The following is a 17,084-nucleotide window of genomic DNA, read 5'->3' as shown; positions in this document are numbered from 1 at the left end:
GCGGGAGGGGGCCAGGGTGAGGGAAAATAGCCGCACTCATTTCCAACATCGGAGCCAGGGTGGCGAAATATCAGCAGTTGGTCGATCAGCTTCGGACGCAGATCGAAGCGCGCATCTGGCCGCCGGGTGAAAAGTTGCCGTCATTACGTCAGCAGGCTGAACAGAGCGGCCTTAGCCTGATGACGGTGATGCACGCTTATGAAGTGCTGGAAAGTCAGGGCTGGATCCTGTCAAAACCGCAATCCGGATACTACGTTGCGCCACGAGCTGGCGAAAGCCGCCCGCGTCTGCCGACACAGGCGATTGCCAAAACCGAGCAGGCGGACACCAACAGTTTCGTGTTTGATGTGCTGCAAGCCACGCGTGACCCTGGCATCATGCCGTTTGGCTCTGCCTTTCCCGATCCCGAACTCTTTCCGCAGCGTCAGTTAATGCGCTCGCTGGTCAAGGTCTCGCACAATCTGAAACCCAGTGATGCCTTAAATAACCTGCCGCCCGGCAACGAAGCGCTGCGTAAAATTCTGGCGCAACGTTATGCCCAGCAGGGCATCACCTTGTCGCCGGACGATATCGTCATCACCAACGGCGCGATGGAAGCGCTCAACCTCAGCCTGCAAGCGGTGACCGAACCCGGTGATTGGGTGGTGATTGAAAATCCTTCTTTCTACGGCGCCTTGCAGGTGATTGAGCGGCTGAAACTGAATGCGATAGCCATCGCCAGCGATGTTGAGCAGGGCATCGATCTCGACGAGCTGGAGCAGGCATTGCAACGCTGGCCGGTCAAAGCCTGCTGGCTGATGACTAACCGACAAAACCCGCTGGGCTTTACCCTGAGCGCTGAACGAAAACAACAGTTGGTCACTCTGCTGTCGCGCTACCAGGTCGCGATGATTGAGGATGACGTTTACAGCGATCTCTACAGCGGCCACGACAAGCCTTTGCCTGCCAAAGCTTTTGATCGCGAGGGGAATGTGCTGCACTGCGGCAGTTTTTCCAAGAATCTGGTAGCGGGATTTCGCGTCGGTTGGGTGGCTGCCGGGCGCTATGCTCAGCGCGTACAGCGTATTCAGCTCATGAGCACGCTCTCCACCAGCGCGCCGATGCAGCTGGCATTAGCCGACTTCCTCAGCACCCGTAGTTACGACACGCACTTAAAGAAGTTGCGCCAAACGCTGGCAAAACGTAAGCAGCTGGCGCAGCAGGCTTTACGTCGTGTGCTGCCTGTTGACGCGCAGATCAGTGATACGCCAGGCGGCTATTTCTTGTGGATTGCGCTGCCGCAGCAGATCAACACCACGCAGCTGTATCATCTGGCGTTAAAAGAGGGCATCAGTATCGCGCCCGGTCAGCTGTTCTCGGGCAGTGAAGGGTTCAGCCACTGTTTCCGCTTCAACACCGCCTGGCCGTGGGATGCGCGCGCCGAGGCGGCGGTGGAGACGTTAGGGAAATTGATTGCTCAGCTGGAGTCGGCTTAACGGCTCTGTCGCAAAATGTTGGCCCCTGAGACGACTGACCACAAAGGATTACCAATATGGTCAGTCTGAATTGTCACCGATGTGCCGGTTGTACCTGCAGGGCAATCTAACAATATCGCGTCAGATTTTTGTAGCCTGTGCTGTCTTGCATCTTGTGCAAGGCGATATTCATCAGATAGTTGCCGCCTGTTTATTGCCCCATGTCAGGTAATAAACATCATAAAAATCCACTTCGCCTTTCTGCTTCATCAGGCGATCGATGCCGCTGCGCACGCGGTCAGGCGTGCCGGGATTTTCCACGATCTTATCCAGCGCCTGCTGAGACACCGGCTGCACGTAATACCATTCACCGTTGTAGCAGACGCGCAGATCCAGCGTGTCGATATCCTCAAAACGGTATTTCGGGTTGATATCCATCAGCATCAGGAAGCTCATCACCAATACAAAGGCGGTAGCGAACCAGAACGCGGGCCAGCCAAGCATCTCGGTGGAGAAGATCAGCGCCACGCACAGCGCGTAACACAGATACATGATCGCCCAGAGCCCCGGATGGGTTTTGAGGAATGAAAAGCTAAAGCGTGGCAGATTATCGCGCTGGCCTTCACGGTTAAGCGTGGCGATTTCATCGAGCAGAATTTGTTTGATCGCTTCCATAGTTCACCTCTGAATGTTACTGCCTGCCAGTTAATCACATAACAGTGAAGTGAATCAGACACAGATCCCGGGTGTTTTTTTATAACAGTTTATTAGCCGCTTTTCCGGCGCCACAAAATGTTAAATATGTTGCCAGGTAATTTGGCTTTAGTAAGGTAAATCCTTCTTTTATGTGAATTTTGTTGGTGGGCGCACATTGCAATGCCCTCGGGCTTTGCCACAATTAAGCAACATGGCTTCCCGGAGAAAGAGTATGACTGCCAACACTTCCAGCCTGCTGTTACTGATGTCTTTCGCCGCCGGTACCTTTTCAGCAGGTTCATCGAATAACCCGCAGCATCTGATGCTGTCGGTGCCCTCGGGCGGCGTCCCGAACAACCTACTGCCGCTGATCATCTGGCCCGGCATTGCGCCTGACTATGATGAAGAGCTGCAAAGCGACAGCGCAGCCTGGTTTGAAAAAACCTTCACCGACAACGGTTGGCCTGCCGCATGGCGCGCGCCGATCTTCCCTTATACCCATTACCATCCCAACACCCATGAAGTGCTAGGCGTGGCGTCGGGCTGGGCGGAAGTGCTGTTTGGCGGCGATAGCGGCCGCATGGTGACGCTACGTGAGGGGGATGCGGTGCTGATCCCCGCCGGTGTCGGCCATAAACAGGTGTTCGCCTCAGACGATTTTTTCGCCGTTGGCGCCTATCCTGAAGGAATGTCCCCGGAAACCGTGCGTGATGAACCTTCTCGTTTACGCGCGGCGAAAGATCAGATCGCGCGCGTACCTTTGCCGCATCGCGATCCTTTCACGGGGGGCGATGGAGCGATGACGGATATCTGGCTGCCAATTGCGCAGCAGTTAATGCACCAGTAAGGTGCAATCTGAGTGTTATTCGGCGCTGCTCCGCTATCGGGGTGCGTGTGCCGTTTGGGGCGTGAGCCTCTGGCACACTTTGTGCAGGAGAGGATCCAGGTCCTCTGACAAGCGCCGGGTAAATCATGAAAGAAAGCTACCAGATAGCGTCACACTTCTATGATGAGATGTTATTGAGCAACGGCGAACACCGTGCGCACTATCAGCATTACTGGGAGTGGTTACAACAGGCGGACAAAGAGGCCGTGGCGCGTAAGCGCGAAGAAGCGGAACTGTTGTTTCATCGTGTGGGCATCACCTTCAATGTCTATGGTGACGATGGCGGCGCAGAACGGCTCATCCCGTTCGACAGCGTACCGCGTATTATTCCGGCGGGTGAATGGGCGATGCTCGATCGCGGCATCCGCCAGCGCGTGCAGGCGCTGAATGCCTTCCTGCATGATATCTACCATCAACAACACATCCTCAAGGCGGGGATCGTGCCTGCCGAGCAGGTGCTGGTAAACGATCAATATCAGCCCTGCATGCAAGGTGTCGATCTGCACCGCAACATCTATGCGCACATTACCGGTGTAGATATGGTGCGCAACAACGACGGCGAGTACTACGTACTGGAGGACAATCTGCGCACGCCTTCTGGTGTCTCCTACATGCTGGAGAACCGCAAGATGATGATGCGCCTCTACCCGGAACTGTTCGTCGAGCAGCATATTGCCCCGGTAGAACGCTATCCTTCTCACCTGCTGCAAACCCTGCGCGAAAGCTCACCGGTCAACGATCCGGTGGTAGTGGTGCTGACGCCGGGCCGCTTCAACAGCGCCTACTTCGAACACAGTTTCCTTGCGCAGCAGATGGGCGTTGAGCTGGTGGAAAGTGCCGATCTGTTTGTCAAAGACGGTGCGGTGATGATGCGCACCACTGCCGGGCCTTGCAAAGTCGATGTGATCTATCGCCGTGTTGATGATGCGTTCCTCGATCCGCTGGCGTTCCGTCCCGATTCGATGCTCGGCGTGCCGGGCCTGCTGTCGGTGTATAGATCCGGTAACGTGGTGTTGGCCAATGCCATTGGCACTGGCGTGGCCGATGACAAATCGATCTATCCCTACGTGCCCGACATGATCCGCTTCTATCTGGATGAAGATCCGATCCTCAACAACGTGCCGACCTGGCAGTGCCGCAAGCCGCAGGATCTGACTTACGTCCTCGCCAATCTCAGCAAAATGGTGGTGAAAGAGGTACACGGCGCTGGCGGTTACGGCATGTTGATTGGCCCGGTGGCCAGCCAGCAGGAGCTGAGTGATTTTCGCGATCGTTTGAAAGCACGCCCGGAAAACTATATCGCGCAGGACACGCTGTCGCTCTCCACCTGTCCGACGTTTATCGACAACGGCCTGGCGCCGCGTCATATCGATTTGCGTCCCTTTGCCTTATGCGGTGCGGATATTCGTTTAGTGCCGGGTGGCTTAACCCGCGTGGCGCTGACCGAAGGTTCGCTGGTGGTGAACTCATCGCAGGGCGGTGGCACCAAGGACACCTGGGTTCTGGAGGATGACGCATCATGCTAAGCCGCACGGCCAGTGGCCTCTATTGGATGGCGCGCTATCTGGAGCGCGCAGAACAACTTGCCCGGGTGCTGGATGTCACCAACCGGCTTTCGCTGATGCCGGTGCGTAACAGCCAAACCGATGAGCTGCTGTTGCCGCTCAATCTCACCGGCACGCGCCAGCTGTTTGAAACCCTCAACGGGCGTTTCACCATGCCGCAGCTGTTTAACTTTTTCGCTCTTGATGATCGTAACCCCAGCAGCATTTTTAGCTGCTGGCAGGAGGCGTGGAACAATGCGCACGCGGTGCGCGGCAGTCTGTCGTCTGAAGTGTGGGAGAGCATCAACTCGACGTGGATTGAGATGCGTAACATGCGGCGACGCGGCATCACCAGCGCCAACGCTGACAGCTTTTTTGACTGGGTTAAAGAGCGTTCTCACCTGTTTCGTGGCGCGATGTTCGGCACCTTGCTGCGCGGCGATGCGATGTGTTTTATCCGTATCGGCACGCTGATGGAGCGCAGCGACGGTACCGCGCGTTTGTTGAGCGTCAACCAGCAACTGCTGGAGCAAAACCCCGATTCGGTGCGGGAATACTACTGCCTCGATACCTTGCTGCGTGCGGTGTCGGCGCGTGAAGCCTATAACGCGATCTTTAAGCAGCAGCTGATGCCGGATCTGGTGAATGAGATGCTGATCCTGCGTAACGAAAGCCCGCGTTCGCTGCACTCCTGCATTGAGGAGATCGCCAACCAGCTGGAACAGATCGGCAGCAGCGGTGAGGATCGTCCACGCTATCTGGTGACGGTGCTGTTGGCCGAAATGCGCTTCAGCACCTGGGAGAGTCTGACGCGTGACGGGTTGTACAGCTGGCTTAATCACTTTCTCTCGCAGACCAATGCGCTGGCAGAAAGCATCAATCAGACTTATCTGGAGGCGAAATGAGACTGAACATCGAGCACAAAACCTGGTATGCCTATGAGCATCAGGTCAAACTCAGCACCCAGTATCTGCGCCTGACGCCGCAAAACTCGGTGCACCAGCAAATCCTGTCATGGGATCTTGATCTGCCGTGTGAAGCCACGCGCACCCTGGATGCTTACGGCAACGTGTTGCATGTGCTGACGCTGGATACGCCACATCAGCAACTTGAGATTGCCGCGCGCGGGGTGGTGGAAATTCTGGATGAAGGGGAGTATTCCCCCGACCCTGAATCGATCCTTTCGCCATTGGTGTTTCTGCGTGCCACGCCATTAACCTTGCCCGATGCGGCGATACGCGATTTCGCACAGCGCTACTGGCACGCGGAAAAACCGCTCGCCAGCCTGGAAAAACTGATGGATGAGCTGCTGTTAAAAATGCCGTACCAGCCTGGCAGCACCCAGGTGAGTGATACCGCAGCGAAAGTATTTGCGGCGGGCAGCGGCGTTTGCCAGGATCACAGCCATGTGTTTCTGGCTTGTTGTCGCAGTCTCGGGATCCCGGCGCGCTATGTCAGCGGCTATCTTTATACGGACAATGTAGAACACGTTGCTACTCACGCCTGGGTTGAAGCCTGGCTGGATGGCAGTTGGCACAGCTTTGATATCACCAACAATACGCGCAGTACGCGCCAGCATTTACGTCTGGCGGTGGGTGTGGATTATCTCGATGCTTGTCCGGTGCGCGGTATGCGGCTGGGTGGCGGCGGTGAGGATATGCTGGCGATGGCCGCGGTGCAGCAGGTGCATGCGCAGCAGTGATATTTTTTTGCAGGCGTGACTATGACTTATTGTGTGGCAATGCGTTTATCGTCAGGGATGATTTTTGTATCGGATTCACGCACCAACGCGGGCGTCGATCATATTTCCTCGTTCCGTAAATTACACGTGTTTCAGGTGGATGATGAACGCACGCTGGTGCTGCAAAGCGCCGGTAATCTGGCGACCACGCAAAGCGTGATGAGTTTGCTACGGCGTAATAACCACGACAGCGATCAGCCCAATCTGCTGAATGGGCGCTCGCTGTATGACATTGCGCTGCTGGTGGGAGAAACCCTGCGTGAAGTGATCAAACGTGATGGCGAAGAGTTTGGTGGCACGCTGCTATTAGGGGGACAGATTCGTGGCGAAGAGCCGCGCCTGTTCCAGATCTATCCGCAGGGCAACTTCATTGAAGCCAGTGTGGATACGCCTTATTTCCAGATTGGTGAAAGCAAGTACGGCAAGCCGATTATTGATCGCGTATTGCGTTATGAAACCCCGCTCAGCCAGGCGATGCAGTGTGCGCTGATTTCCATGGACTCGACGCTGGCGAGTAATATTTCGGTGGGCCTGCCGCTGGATGTGATGGTGTATCACACCGACAGCTTTAAAGATAACGAACAGCATCATATTACCGAACAGCACCCTTACTTTTCGCAGATTCGTCAGCTGTGGAGTAAAGGATTGTTGAGTGTGTTCTCACAATTGCCGCCGTTAAAACTTTAACCGCTCACGCACGATGAATCGGGCGGTGCCACACCATCGATAAGTGGTTGTGTTTTCAGGGGCGGCTTCTGCCGCTCGCTGGCTCGACAATCCTCTGTACGGTTCGCTAGCGGCGCCATTACAGGCTAACGCCCAGCGTTTCCCCCCGTTATTTCCGTTTCGCTTTCTCACTGGTCATAAATCTGAAAACAAGCCTGTTTAACTTCGGTGCCATAAACCTCTGCGCACAAAAGGTGAATGATGTTTTCTGTTGATCAGCTTCTCGATACTTACTGGCCAGGCCATCACCCCGCGAACTGGCAAAAAAGCCTGTTGAAATGGGCGGTTCGCGAACATGAATTCCAATCTTTTGCTGACCGTTATCGCCACCTGAAAGGGGTGGATATGGTCGAGCAAGTACTGGAGCACCTGGATGTGCGCTGTGAATTAAGTGAACGCGATTTGGAGCAGATCCCGACCAGCGGTCCGGTGGTGATTGTCGCCAACCATCCGCTCGGTGCGCTGGACGGACTGGCGCTGCTGGCGGCCGTGTCTCAGGTGCGTCGTGATGTGAAAATCGTGGCAAACCGCATGCTGATGATGCTGGAGCCGATCAACAATCTGATGTTGCCGGTGGATAACATGGGCAACCGCACCAGTCGCGAACAGCTGACGCGCATGCAGCAGCATCTCGACAATCAGGGCGCACTGATTATCTTCCCGGCGGGTGAAGTGTCGCGCCTTTCGAGCCGTGGTGTGCGCGATAACCGCTGGCATCACAGCTTCCTGCGCCTGGCCGCCCGTGCTCGTGCGCCGATTGTTCCGGCACACGTCGTCGGACGTAATAGCCTTGCGTTCTATGCCGCCGCCAAAATCGCCTCACCGCTGGCGCTGCTGATGCTGGTGCGCGAGATGTTCCGCCAGCGTGGATCGCGCATCAAGCTGCACATTGGCGAGCAGATCCCGTTTGCCAACTGGCACGATGGCCACACGCCGGGCAAAGAGCTGGCGAAACGGCTGCGCAAGCACTTATATCGCATTGGTCAGGGCCGTCGTGGTCTGTTCCAGACTGAAGCGGCGATTGCGCGCCCGGAAGATCGTGCCGAACTGAAAAAAGCGCTGATGGAGAGTGAGCGTCTCGGCTCGCTGCCGGATGGCAAACAGATTTACCTGTGGCGTCGTAACGGCGCGACCTGGGTGCCGCTGCTGCGTGAACTCGGACGCCTGCGTGAAATCGCCTTCCGCGCGGTGGGCGAGGGCAGCGGTCGCCGCCGTGACCTCGATAAATACGATGACGATTACTATCACCTGATTCTGTGGGATGACGATGCGCTGGAGATTGTGGGCGCTTATCGCTTTATTCCGGGTGCCGAGCAGCTGGAGCGTCGTGGCCTGGAAGGCATCTACAGCGATAGCCTGTTCCACTACGACGAGCGCATGTTGCCGATCATCAATCAGGGCCTGGAGCTGGGTCGCAGCTTTATCCAGCCCGCCTACTGGGGCAAACGCGGCCTGGATTATCTGTGGATGGGCATTGGTGCCTATATCGCCAAATACCCGGAGACCCGTTACCTGTTCGGTCCGGTGTCGATCTCCGGCGGTATGCCGCTGGCGGCGCGCGATCTGCTGGTGGCGTTCTACCGCATGTACTTCCCGACTGAATTGCCGCTGGCAAAATCGCGCCGTCCTTATCCGGCCTCGCTGCCGGAGGTGTTGGCGCAGTTTACCGGTGATAACTATGCGGAAGACTTGCGTCGTCTGAAGCATCTGCTGGCGAACCTCGGCACCGCGATTCCCACGCTCTACAAGCAGTACTCGGAAGTGTGTGAGCCTGGCGGTGTGCAGTTCATCGATTTCGGCAGCGATCCCGATTTCAACAACTGTATCGACGGGCTGGTGCTGGTGGATCTGTCACGCGTGAAGCCATCACGCTATGAGCGCTATATCGGCATGCATCTGCAGGCTGAAAGCGTCGAATAATCAGCAGGGAGGCTTTCGGGCCTCCCGTTTTGTTTGAGCACGGAAACGTCAAATCGATGTCACGGGATCGTCATCTGATTGTCGTAGGGTCTTAGCCGGACTGTCAGATAAAGGCCAGAAACATGGCAACGATCACACTTCGCGGGTTAAGCAAAGCCTTTGCTGCCCAGCCGGTACTTCAGGATATCTCGCTGCAGATTGCGCAGGGAGAGTTCATCGCCGTTCTTGGCCCTTCGGGCTGCGGCAAAACCACCTTATTACGTCTGCTGGCGGGCTTCGAAACCGCTGATGCCGGTGAAATCCACGTCGGCGAACGCTGCTTTGCTGCGCCTGGCGTGCACCTGCCACCAGAAGATCGCCAGCTCGGCGTGGTGTTCCAGAGCTATGCGCTGTGGCCACATATGACGGTGGCGGAAAACGTCGCCTACAGCCTGAAAGTCAACGGCGTGCCGCGCCATGAGCGTGACAGCCGCACGCAGCAGGCGCTGGAACTGGTGGGATTAGAAAACTTTGCCTCGCGCCGTCCCGCCGATCTTTCCGGTGGACAGCGTCAGCGTGTGGCGTTAGCCCGCTGTCTGGTCGCTAAACCGACGCTGGTGCTGCTCGACGAACCGCTGGCCAACCTCGATGTGCATCTGCGCGCCACCATGGAAGAGGAGTTTCGACGCTTCCATCGCCACAGCCACGCCACCTTGCTCTACATCACCCACGATCAGCATGAAGCGATGGCGCTGGCCGACCGCATTGTCGTGATGGACGGCGGCCGCGTGATGCAGTTCGCCACGCCGCAAACCCTGTGGCGTGAACCGGCGAATGAGATGGTGGCGGGATTTATCGATGACGGCAAAGTGCTGCCGGTTAGCGATATCGAACCGACCAGCGAGGGCAAAGCACTTGCCACGCTGTGCGGCCTGCGTGCCACCTTGCGCTGCGCACCAGACCAACGCCCGATGCCTCACGGCAAAGCCAGTTTTCACGCTATAGATTTCCGTCTCGCTGAGCCGGGTGAACCGCAGTTTGCGGCACGCGTGCAGCGAGTGATCTATCGCGGCAGCCATCACCAGATTGATGTTGCACCCATCGAGGCACCAGACCACAGCATCACGCTGCATCTGGCCGATGCCGCTTTACCCGTTGTTGACGCGACCCTTGGTGTGGCGCTGCGCGACGGTTGGATTCTTCCTTCATAACGTTCAAACCTTAGGGAAATTGCTATGCGCACGACTTTTAACGCTTTGATGTTAGCCAGTGGATTAGTGTTCGCCGCCGCCAGCCACGCTGAAGAGGCGCCGTCGGGTAAGCTGGTGATCTACACCTCGCAGGCGCCGGAAATCGCGCAGCAAACCGTGGACGCGTTCAAAGCCGCGTACCCGAAAGTCGAAGTGGAGTGGACGCGTAACGGCACCACACAGCTGATGAACGTATTGCAGACCGAGATGATGAGCGGTGGCGCTAAGCCAGATGTGCTGCTGATTGCCGATGCCATCAACCTTGGCGCGTTGAAGAATCAGAACCAGCTCTACAGCTACAAAGATGCGCCACTGAGCCACATCAATCCGTCGTTCTACGACAAAGACAAAACCTTCTTTGGCACCAAAATCATCGCCACGGTGATTGCTTATAACACCCAGCACGCACAGCCGATTGACAGCTGGAACGCGCTGGCGGTAGAGGCCAATAAAGGTCAGATCGCCATGCCAAGCCCGCTCTACTCTGGTGCGGCGCTGTACAAGCTGCACACCGATATCAACACGCCAACCATCGGCTGGAACTTCTACAAGAAGCTGGCAGCGATTGGTGTGGCTCCGCAGGGCGGCAATGGCCCCGCGCTGAAAGCGGTGGCCAGCGGACTGGATAAGTACGGCATCATCACGGACGCGGACGTGATTCTGGCGAAGAAAAAAGGCTCACCGGTGGATCTGGTGTACCCGAAAGAGGGCGTCTCTTACGTGACGGAGCCGGTAGCGATCATGAAGTCGGTGCACAACCTGCCCGCCGCCAAAGCTTTCGTGAACTTTATGCTGTCTGAGCAAGGCCAGAAGCTGGTGGTCGAGCAGGGTAACCGTCCGGTGGACGATCGTGTTTCTGCGCCAGCCGGCTTTACGCCAATCAACAAAATCAAACTGCTGACCCCTGATGTGGCGAAAGCCATCAAGGAAGATGCCACGGTGCGCGATCAGTTCACCGCAATGTTTGGCGGCTAAGCATGAGCGTGGTGAGCAACGAATGGCGTAACGCGGCGCGTGGCGGTCAACGCTGGCGTCTCAACAGCGAAAAGCTGATCCTGGCACTGATGGTGCTGCTGATTGGCTTGCTGTCGGTAGCGCCGCTGCTGCGACTGGTGTGGACGGCGATTGCCCCTCAGGGCGTGCCGGATATGGCTCGGTTAACGCGCCTGATAGCCAGCGACCGCGTGCTGATTGCCAGTGGCAATACGTTGCTCATCGCTTTTAGCTCGACCCTGATTTCGGTGCTGCTCGGCACCGCCGCTGCCTGGCTGGTGGCGCTGAGCGATTTGCGCGCCAAAACCGCCTGGGTGTTTGCCTTTATCCTGCCGCTAATGATTCCGCCGCAGGTCACGGCGCTGGCGTGGCTGCAGGCGCTGGCACCGTCCAGCCCGTTAGCGCTGCTGTTTGGTTCGCTCGGCTTGCCGTGGTTTGCGCCCGGCGAACAGCCACTCTATTCGCTGAGCGGCATCGTGCTGCTGCTCGGTACACACAACGCGCCACTGGTGTTTCTCACCGTGCGCGCGGGTTTACGTCGCTTACCGGCCGATTTAGTCGAAGCGGCGCAGATCAGCGGCGCCTCCAGGATGCGCGTGCTGTTCACCATCATTCTGCCGCTGGCGCGTCCGGCGATCTTTGCCGGGGCCGCGCTGACCTTTGTCGCCGCTGCCGGTAACTTCGGTATTCAGGCGATGCTGGGTATTCCCGCCCGCGTGCCGACACTGATCACGCTGGTCTATCAGCAGCTCAACGGCATTGGTCCGAGTGCCTTACCCAATACCGCCGTTTACGCGCTGCTGATTGCCGTGATCACGTTGGCGGGTATGGCGGCCAGCGCCTGGCTCGGTGGGCGCCATGATGTGCGCGTCAACGGTGCGCCGCGCCTGTGGCAGCAAACGCTAGGGCGCGGGCGCATGGCGATTGAAGGTACCGCCTGGCTGTGGATGGTGCTGACGCTGCTGCTGCCGGTCAGTGCGCTGCTGATCACTGCACTCACCAGCGGATATGGTCAGGCACTCACCTGGCAAACGCTGACCCTGGAGAACTTCCGCAGCGCGCTATGGGGCTACCCAGCGGTGCGCCACGCCTTTATGACCAGCCTCGGGCTAACCACGCTGGCGGCGATGATTTTGACGTCCACCGCGCTGTTCCTGGCGTATTTCCTCAGCTGGCGACGGACCAAACTGGTGCGCGGCCTGTGGCTGGCCAGTGAACTCACCTATGCCTTGCCGGGCATTGTCACTGGCGTGGCGGCGATGCTGTTCTTTCTGCGGCCGCTGCCGATAATCAATGTGTCGCTGTATGGCACGGTGTGGATCATCCTCGCCGCGTATCTGGCGAACTTCCTTGCGCTGGTGCTGCGCCCGACCCTGGCAGGCTTCGCGCAACTGGAACCGGCGCTGGATGAGGCGGCACGCTTGTGCGGTGCCAGCTTTATGCGCCGCATGCGCGATATTTTACTGCCGCTGGCTGCGCCTTCTGCGCTGGCGGGCACGGTGCTGGTGTTCCTCACCGCACTGAATGAAATCCAGGTTTCGGTATTGCTGGTCACCTCGCAAACCCAAACCATCGGACCCACCATCGTGTTCCTCGACGAAGGGGGCTCCGCCTCGCTGGCGGCCGCGGTAGGCTGCCTAATGATTCTGGTCGTGTGTTTGCTGATGGGATTGGCAACGCGGCTGGCGCGGCGCCTGCCGCAAGGGGTTTTACCATGGCAAGCTTAACGGTTATCAGCGGTGTGGGCGGCAAGCTGCCCGCGGCCTTTTTGGTTGAGATGGAAGGCTATCGCCTGCTGTGGGATCTCGGCGCCGGTCCGCAACCCGGCGTGCGCCCGGATATCCGCGCCATTGGCCGGGTTGATGCGTTGTGTTTGACCCACTCGCACATTGATCACGCCGCCTCGCTCGACTGCTGGGCGCAAATCGGCTCACCGCCGGTGTACGCCACCGAGCAAACCTGGTTGCAGTTGGCTAACGTCGCGGTGCCGATGTATGCGCGACGTTTGTTACCGCTACGCGGGCAAACGGCCATTGGCCCGTTAAATCTGTTTACCGGCCGCAGCGGCCATTCACCGGGTTCGGTATGGTTCCATCTGCCGATTGCCGGTGGCATCACCTATATGGGCGACTGGAGCCGCGAAGCGCTGCTGTTGCCGTTTGACTGCCCGCCGCAGGCTAAGCTGTTGATCACTGATGCGTCCTACGGCGATCGCACGCAGCGTTTGTGCGATCAGATGGATGCACTGGGGATGGCCGCCACCCACGGCGCGGTGATTGCCGTGCCGGAACACGGACGCGGTCCGGAAGTGGCTTTACAGCTCACCGCACGGGGGCTGGCGGTTCAGCTCTGCCCGCAAATTCGCAGTGAGGTCGCGCAACTGCTGGCGATGGACAAACTGCCCGCCACCACGGCGCTGGGATTGGTGCGCTTGTTGAAACAGCCGCAGCCGGAACAATGGCGGCCTGCAGATGTCATTGTGGCGGCCGATGCGGTGGCCGACAGCGGCTTAGCCGCGCAGCTCAGTGCTCAGCCAGGCTTTAACCTGATCTTCAGCAGTCACGTTGCGCCCGGCACGCGCGCAGCCAGCTTACTGGCCGATCAGCAGGCACGCTGGCTACCCTGGAACGTCCATCCGCCGCTCGACGATCAACTGTGGTTAATTGAGAAAACCGCTGCCCAGCGCGTGATCCCGGCCTTTATTGCGGCGGCAGAGTGCCCGATTTTAGCGACACGCGCGCCATTATGCTGGCAAGCGCATCTCCCCCTGCAATGCCATCTGGATAGTCCGCGTTTTCCCCAGGAGCAGCGTCAACGTAGCAGAATATATTGAGTATCCCGCTGAATGTTTTTTCGCCATTGCCGATAACCTGACTACCAACTTTTGTCTGTGGACGATTAACGCTTGTCAGCGCTGCGCTTTTGCGTTTAAGTCTCCACGGTAATTAAGATTTTTCTTAAGAAGCAATTAATACCAGGCCAGCAATAGGCGAACAACAATGAATAATAACTCTGACGTCATGTACCGGCTGCTGGTGCAGAGCGTGGTGGATTATGCCATTTACATGCTCAAACCCGATGGCACTGTCGCCAACTGGAATGCAGGAGCGCAACGCGCCAAAGGTTATACGCCGGACGAAATCGTCGGCAAAAATTTTGCGCTGTTCTACAGCGAAGAAGATCGTAAAAACGGTGCGCCGCAGCGCGGGCTTTCAATAGCGACAGCGGTGGGGCGCTTCGAAACCGAAGGCTGGCGTTATCGTAAAGATGGCAGCGCCTTCTGGGCACATGTAGTGATAGATGCGATTCGCGACGACTTCGGCGAACTGCTGGGCTTTGCCAAAATCACCCGCGACTGCACGGTTCAGCAAGAACAGCAGCGCAAACAGCAGGAACAGGAGCAACGTTTCCGTTTATTAGTTGAAGGCGTAACGGACTACGCCATCTACATGCTTGATCTCGACGGTAACGTCGAAAACTGGAATGCCGGCGCGCAGCGTGCCAAAGGTTACGTGGCCGAAGAGATTGTTGGTCAGAACTTCTCACGCTTCTACAGTGCGCAGGACCGCAAAAATCATATCCCAGAGAAAAACCTCAGCACCGCTTTCAAAACCGGGCGCTTTGAGGATGAAGGCTGGCGCTATCGCAAAGATGGCAGCGCGTTCTGGGCACATGTGATCATTGATGCGATTCGTGATGATGCGGGCAAGCTGATTGGCTACGCCAAAATCACCCGTGACTGCACCGAGCAGCGTGAGCTGCAGCGCAAACAGCAGGAGTACGAGAAAACCTTCCGACTGCTGGTGGAAGGTGTGACCGATTACGCTATCTATATGCTGGATCTGCAGGGCCGTGTAGTGAACTGGAACGCCGGGGCACAGCGTGCCAAAGGCTATCTTTCCGAGGAGATTGTCGGCCAGCATTTTTCAGTGTTTTACGGTTCTCAGGAGCGCATCGCCAACACGCCGGAAGCCAACCTGGGTATCGCGCTGAAAACCGGTCGCTTCGAAGATGAAGGCTGGCGCTATCGTAAAGATGGCTCGGCGTTCTGGGCGCATGTGGTGATCGATGCTATCCACAATGAAGATGGCAAGATGATCGGCTTCGCCAAAATCACGCGAGATGTCACCGAGCGTCGTGAGAATGAACAGCAACTGCTGCGCGCGCGGGATCTGGCGCAGTCGCAGAGCGCTAAGATGTCTGAGCTGTCTGGTTTCCTGGACACCATCATCGCTAACATTCCGTCTTGCGTGATTGTTGAAGACGCCATCAGCCGCGAGATTTTAATGGTCAATGACAAAGCCGAGCAGCTGTTTGGTGTCAGTAAGTCTTTGATTATGCACAAGCGTCCGCACGAGTGTATGTCGGCGGAGCTGAGCGACTATTTCAATAGCCTGGCGGATATCGCGCTGCGCAGCGAAGGCATCCATTCACGCGAACAGCTGCTGCTGACCGCAGGCGGTGATCGTATTCTGCATACCCGCGCCACCACCATCAGTGGCAAAGATATGCGTCAGAACTACGTGATGCTGATTGTTGAGGACGTTACCGATCAGCGTGAAGCCGATGCGCGTATTCACCACATGGCGCACCACGATAACCTCACCAGCCTGCCAAACCGTATTCTGTTCCGGCAGAAGCTGAGTGAAGCGCTGCGCCAGGATAACCAACACCATGCGCTGAGCGCCACGCTGTGTCTCGATCTCGATAACTTTAAGAACGTTAACGATGCGCTGGGCCATCAGATTGGTGACGATCTGCTGCGCGTGGTGGCAAAACGCTTGCGCAGTGCGCTGCGCGACCATGACACGCTGGCGCGTATTGGCGGCGATGAGTTTGCTATCGTGCTGCCGAATATCAATAACGCGCAGGAAGCGGCGGTGGTGGCTCAGCGCCTGATCGAAGCGATCCGTCCGCCTATTAATGTTGAAGGGCACAATCTTTCCGTTGGGTTGAGCGTGGGCATTGCGTTGACGTCACAGGTTACCAACACGCCTGAGCACATGCTGCGCTGTGCGGATATGGCGTTGTACGAAGCCAAACGCAACGGGCGCAACCGCTTTGAACACTTCACCATGGAAATGGATGATGTGGCGCGCAGTCGCCGCGTGATTGAAAACGATCTGCGTGAGGCAATCACCGGGCGTCAGCTGAAACTCTACTATCAGCCGATCACCAATGAGGACGAAATCATTGGTTATGAAGCGCTGATGCGCTGGCACCATCCGGTTAAGGGCTTGATCATGCCGAATGATTTTATCCCGATTGCCGAAGAGACCGGGCTTATCCATATGCTGGGCGCTTATGCGCTGTATGAAGCCTGCCGCGAGGCACAGAGTTGGGGCACCGAGCAGTCTGTGTCGGTTAACCTGTCGCCGCTGCAGTTTAAGAACAGCTCGCTGGTGTCGGTGGTGGAAGGCGCGTTGCGCGAATCCGGGCTGGCCCCGCATCGCCTCGAGGTGGAGATCACGGAATCGGTACTGCTGGATGGCACGCTGGGCAATATCCGCACCCTGCAAAGCCTGAAGGCGATTGGCGTGCAGATTGCGCTGGATGATTTCGGTACCGGCTATTCATCGCTGAGTTATCTGCGATCCTTCCCGTTCGATAAGATCAAAATCGACAAGTCGTTTATCAACGATATGGGTGACAGTCGCGAAGCGTTGGCGATTATCCGGGCGATCACCGGCATGAGCCGCAGTCTGGATATTCAGATCACCGCCGAAGGGGTGGAGAGCAGCGAGCAATTCGCCAAGCTGCGTGAAGAGGGTTGTACCTTGTTCCAGGGCTATTTCTTTGGCCGCCCGCAGCCTTCAGAACTGCGTCTGAAAGAGCTGGAGTAAGCGGTCGCCATGTATGGCGATGCGACAACGCAGGGGCGCATTGATGCGCTCC

Annotated in this window: 13 protein-coding genes; 12 read left to right on the top strand and 1 reads right to left on the bottom strand. The window is 57.4% G+C overall.

What is annotated here, in order from left to right; translation table 11 throughout:
- Positions 1 to 59: 59 nt before the first annotated feature.
- Positions 60 to 1,475, top strand: coding sequence for an aminotransferase-like domain-containing protein (locus AC1MDE_RS06250; protein WP_058961943.1), 1,416 nt, complete (start codon positions 60 to 62; stop codon positions 1,473 to 1,475).
- A gap of 171 nt (positions 1,476 to 1,646) precedes the next feature.
- Here the strand turns inward: AC1MDE_RS06250 and AC1MDE_RS06245 are convergent, their stop codons facing one another.
- Positions 1,647 to 2,129 carry a YlaC family protein gene (locus tag AC1MDE_RS06245; RefSeq protein WP_034828452.1) on the bottom strand — a complete coding sequence of 161 codons (483 nt, stop codon included), beginning with the start codon at positions 2,127 to 2,129 and terminating at the stop codon, positions 1,647 to 1,649.
- A gap of 253 nt (positions 2,130 to 2,382) precedes the next feature.
- Between AC1MDE_RS06245 and AC1MDE_RS06240 the strand changes: the two genes are divergently transcribed.
- The 11 genes from AC1MDE_RS06240 (at position 2,383) to AC1MDE_RS06190 (ending at position 17,032) form a co-directional block, all read left to right on the top strand.
- Entirely contained in the window at positions 2,383 to 2,997 is a 615-nt protein-coding gene (locus tag AC1MDE_RS06240; protein WP_058961914.1) for a cupin domain-containing protein, read from the top strand.
- Between the two features lie 125 nt (positions 2,998 to 3,122).
- On the top strand, positions 3,123 to 4,562 hold the full coding sequence (locus AC1MDE_RS06235; protein WP_166933480.1) for a circularly permuted type 2 ATP-grasp protein: 1,440 nt from the start codon (positions 3,123 to 3,125) through the stop codon (positions 4,560 to 4,562).
- A complete protein-coding gene (locus AC1MDE_RS06230) occupies positions 4,556 to 5,485 on the top strand; it encodes an alpha-E domain-containing protein (protein WP_038644735.1) in 930 nt (309 codons plus the stop codon). Before AC1MDE_RS06235 ends, AC1MDE_RS06230 begins: the two co-directional genes overlap by 7 nt.
- Positions 5,482 to 6,282, top strand: coding sequence for a transglutaminase family protein (locus AC1MDE_RS06225; RefSeq protein WP_034828459.1), 801 nt, complete (start codon positions 5,482 to 5,484; stop codon positions 6,280 to 6,282). The genes AC1MDE_RS06230 and AC1MDE_RS06225 overlap by 4 nt, the downstream gene beginning before the upstream one ends.
- Before the next feature lie 21 nt (positions 6,283 to 6,303).
- On the top strand, positions 6,304 to 7,008 hold the full coding sequence (locus tag AC1MDE_RS06220) for a proteasome-type protease (RefSeq protein ID WP_038644739.1): 705 nt from the start codon (positions 6,304 to 6,306) through the stop codon (positions 7,006 to 7,008).
- Between the two features lie 240 nt (positions 7,009 to 7,248).
- A complete protein-coding gene (olsF, locus tag AC1MDE_RS06215; protein WP_034828463.1) occupies positions 7,249 to 8,967 on the top strand; it encodes a bifunctional ornithine lipid synthase OlsF in 1,719 nt (572 codons plus the stop codon).
- 122 nt (positions 8,968 to 9,089) lie between these two features.
- Positions 9,090 to 10,157, top strand: coding sequence for an ABC transporter ATP-binding protein (locus tag AC1MDE_RS06210; RefSeq protein ID WP_058961912.1), 1,068 nt, complete (start codon positions 9,090 to 9,092; stop codon positions 10,155 to 10,157).
- A 24-nt stretch (positions 10,158 to 10,181) separates the two neighbouring features.
- Positions 10,182 to 11,171 carry an ABC transporter substrate-binding protein gene (locus tag AC1MDE_RS06205; RefSeq protein ID WP_058961911.1) on the top strand — a complete coding sequence of 330 codons (990 nt, stop codon included), beginning with the start codon at positions 10,182 to 10,184 and terminating at the stop codon, positions 11,169 to 11,171.
- 2 nt (positions 11,172 to 11,173) lie between these two features.
- Positions 11,174 to 12,916, top strand: coding sequence for an ABC transporter permease (locus AC1MDE_RS06200; RefSeq protein WP_058961910.1), 1,743 nt, complete (start codon positions 11,174 to 11,176; stop codon positions 12,914 to 12,916).
- Positions 12,904 to 14,022, top strand: coding sequence for an MBL fold metallo-hydrolase (locus tag AC1MDE_RS06195; protein WP_082678149.1), 1,119 nt, complete (start codon positions 12,904 to 12,906; stop codon positions 14,020 to 14,022). The genes AC1MDE_RS06200 and AC1MDE_RS06195 overlap by 13 nt, the downstream gene beginning before the upstream one ends.
- Before the next feature lie 166 nt (positions 14,023 to 14,188).
- Positions 14,189 to 17,032, top strand: coding sequence for a sensor domain-containing protein (locus AC1MDE_RS06190; RefSeq protein WP_480344387.1), 2,844 nt, complete (start codon positions 14,189 to 14,191; stop codon positions 17,030 to 17,032).
- Positions 17,033 to 17,084: the final 52 nt, after the last annotated feature.

This window comes from Pantoea folii (genome assembly GCF_056678875.1).
The sequence above is the reverse complement of the archived record's forward strand: the minus strand, read 5'-3'. Positions and strand labels throughout refer to the sequence as shown.

Excerpts from the sequence above, each read along its gene's own strand:
- AC1MDE_RS06245 (WP_034828452.1), bottom strand. The coding sequence starts at position 2,129 with ATGGAAGCGATCAAACAAATTCTGCTCGATGAAATCGCCACGCTTAAC.
- AC1MDE_RS06240 (WP_058961914.1), top strand. The coding sequence starts at position 2,383 with ATGACTGCCAACACTTCCAGCCTGCTGTTACTGATGTCTTTCGCCGCC.
- AC1MDE_RS06235 (WP_166933480.1), top strand. The coding sequence starts at position 3,123 with ATGAAAGAAAGCTACCAGATAGCGTCACACTTCTATGATGAGATGTTA.
- AC1MDE_RS06230 (WP_038644735.1), top strand. The coding sequence starts at position 4,556 with ATGCTAAGCCGCACGGCCAGTGGCCTCTATTGGATGGCGCGCTATCTG.
- AC1MDE_RS06225 (WP_034828459.1), top strand. The coding sequence starts at position 5,482 with ATGAGACTGAACATCGAGCACAAAACCTGGTATGCCTATGAGCATCAG.
- AC1MDE_RS06220 (WP_038644739.1), top strand. The coding sequence starts at position 6,304 with ATGACTTATTGTGTGGCAATGCGTTTATCGTCAGGGATGATTTTTGTA.
- olsF (WP_034828463.1), top strand. The coding sequence starts at position 7,249 with ATGTTTTCTGTTGATCAGCTTCTCGATACTTACTGGCCAGGCCATCAC.
- AC1MDE_RS06210 (WP_058961912.1), top strand. The coding sequence starts at position 9,090 with ATGGCAACGATCACACTTCGCGGGTTAAGCAAAGCCTTTGCTGCCCAG.
- AC1MDE_RS06205 (WP_058961911.1), top strand. The coding sequence starts at position 10,182 with ATGCGCACGACTTTTAACGCTTTGATGTTAGCCAGTGGATTAGTGTTC.
- AC1MDE_RS06200 (WP_058961910.1), top strand. The coding sequence starts at position 11,174 with ATGAGCGTGGTGAGCAACGAATGGCGTAACGCGGCGCGTGGCGGTCAA.
- AC1MDE_RS06195 (WP_082678149.1), top strand. The coding sequence starts at position 12,904 with ATGGCAAGCTTAACGGTTATCAGCGGTGTGGGCGGCAAGCTGCCCGCG.
- AC1MDE_RS06190 (WP_480344387.1), top strand. The coding sequence starts at position 14,189 with ATGAATAATAACTCTGACGTCATGTACCGGCTGCTGGTGCAGAGCGTG.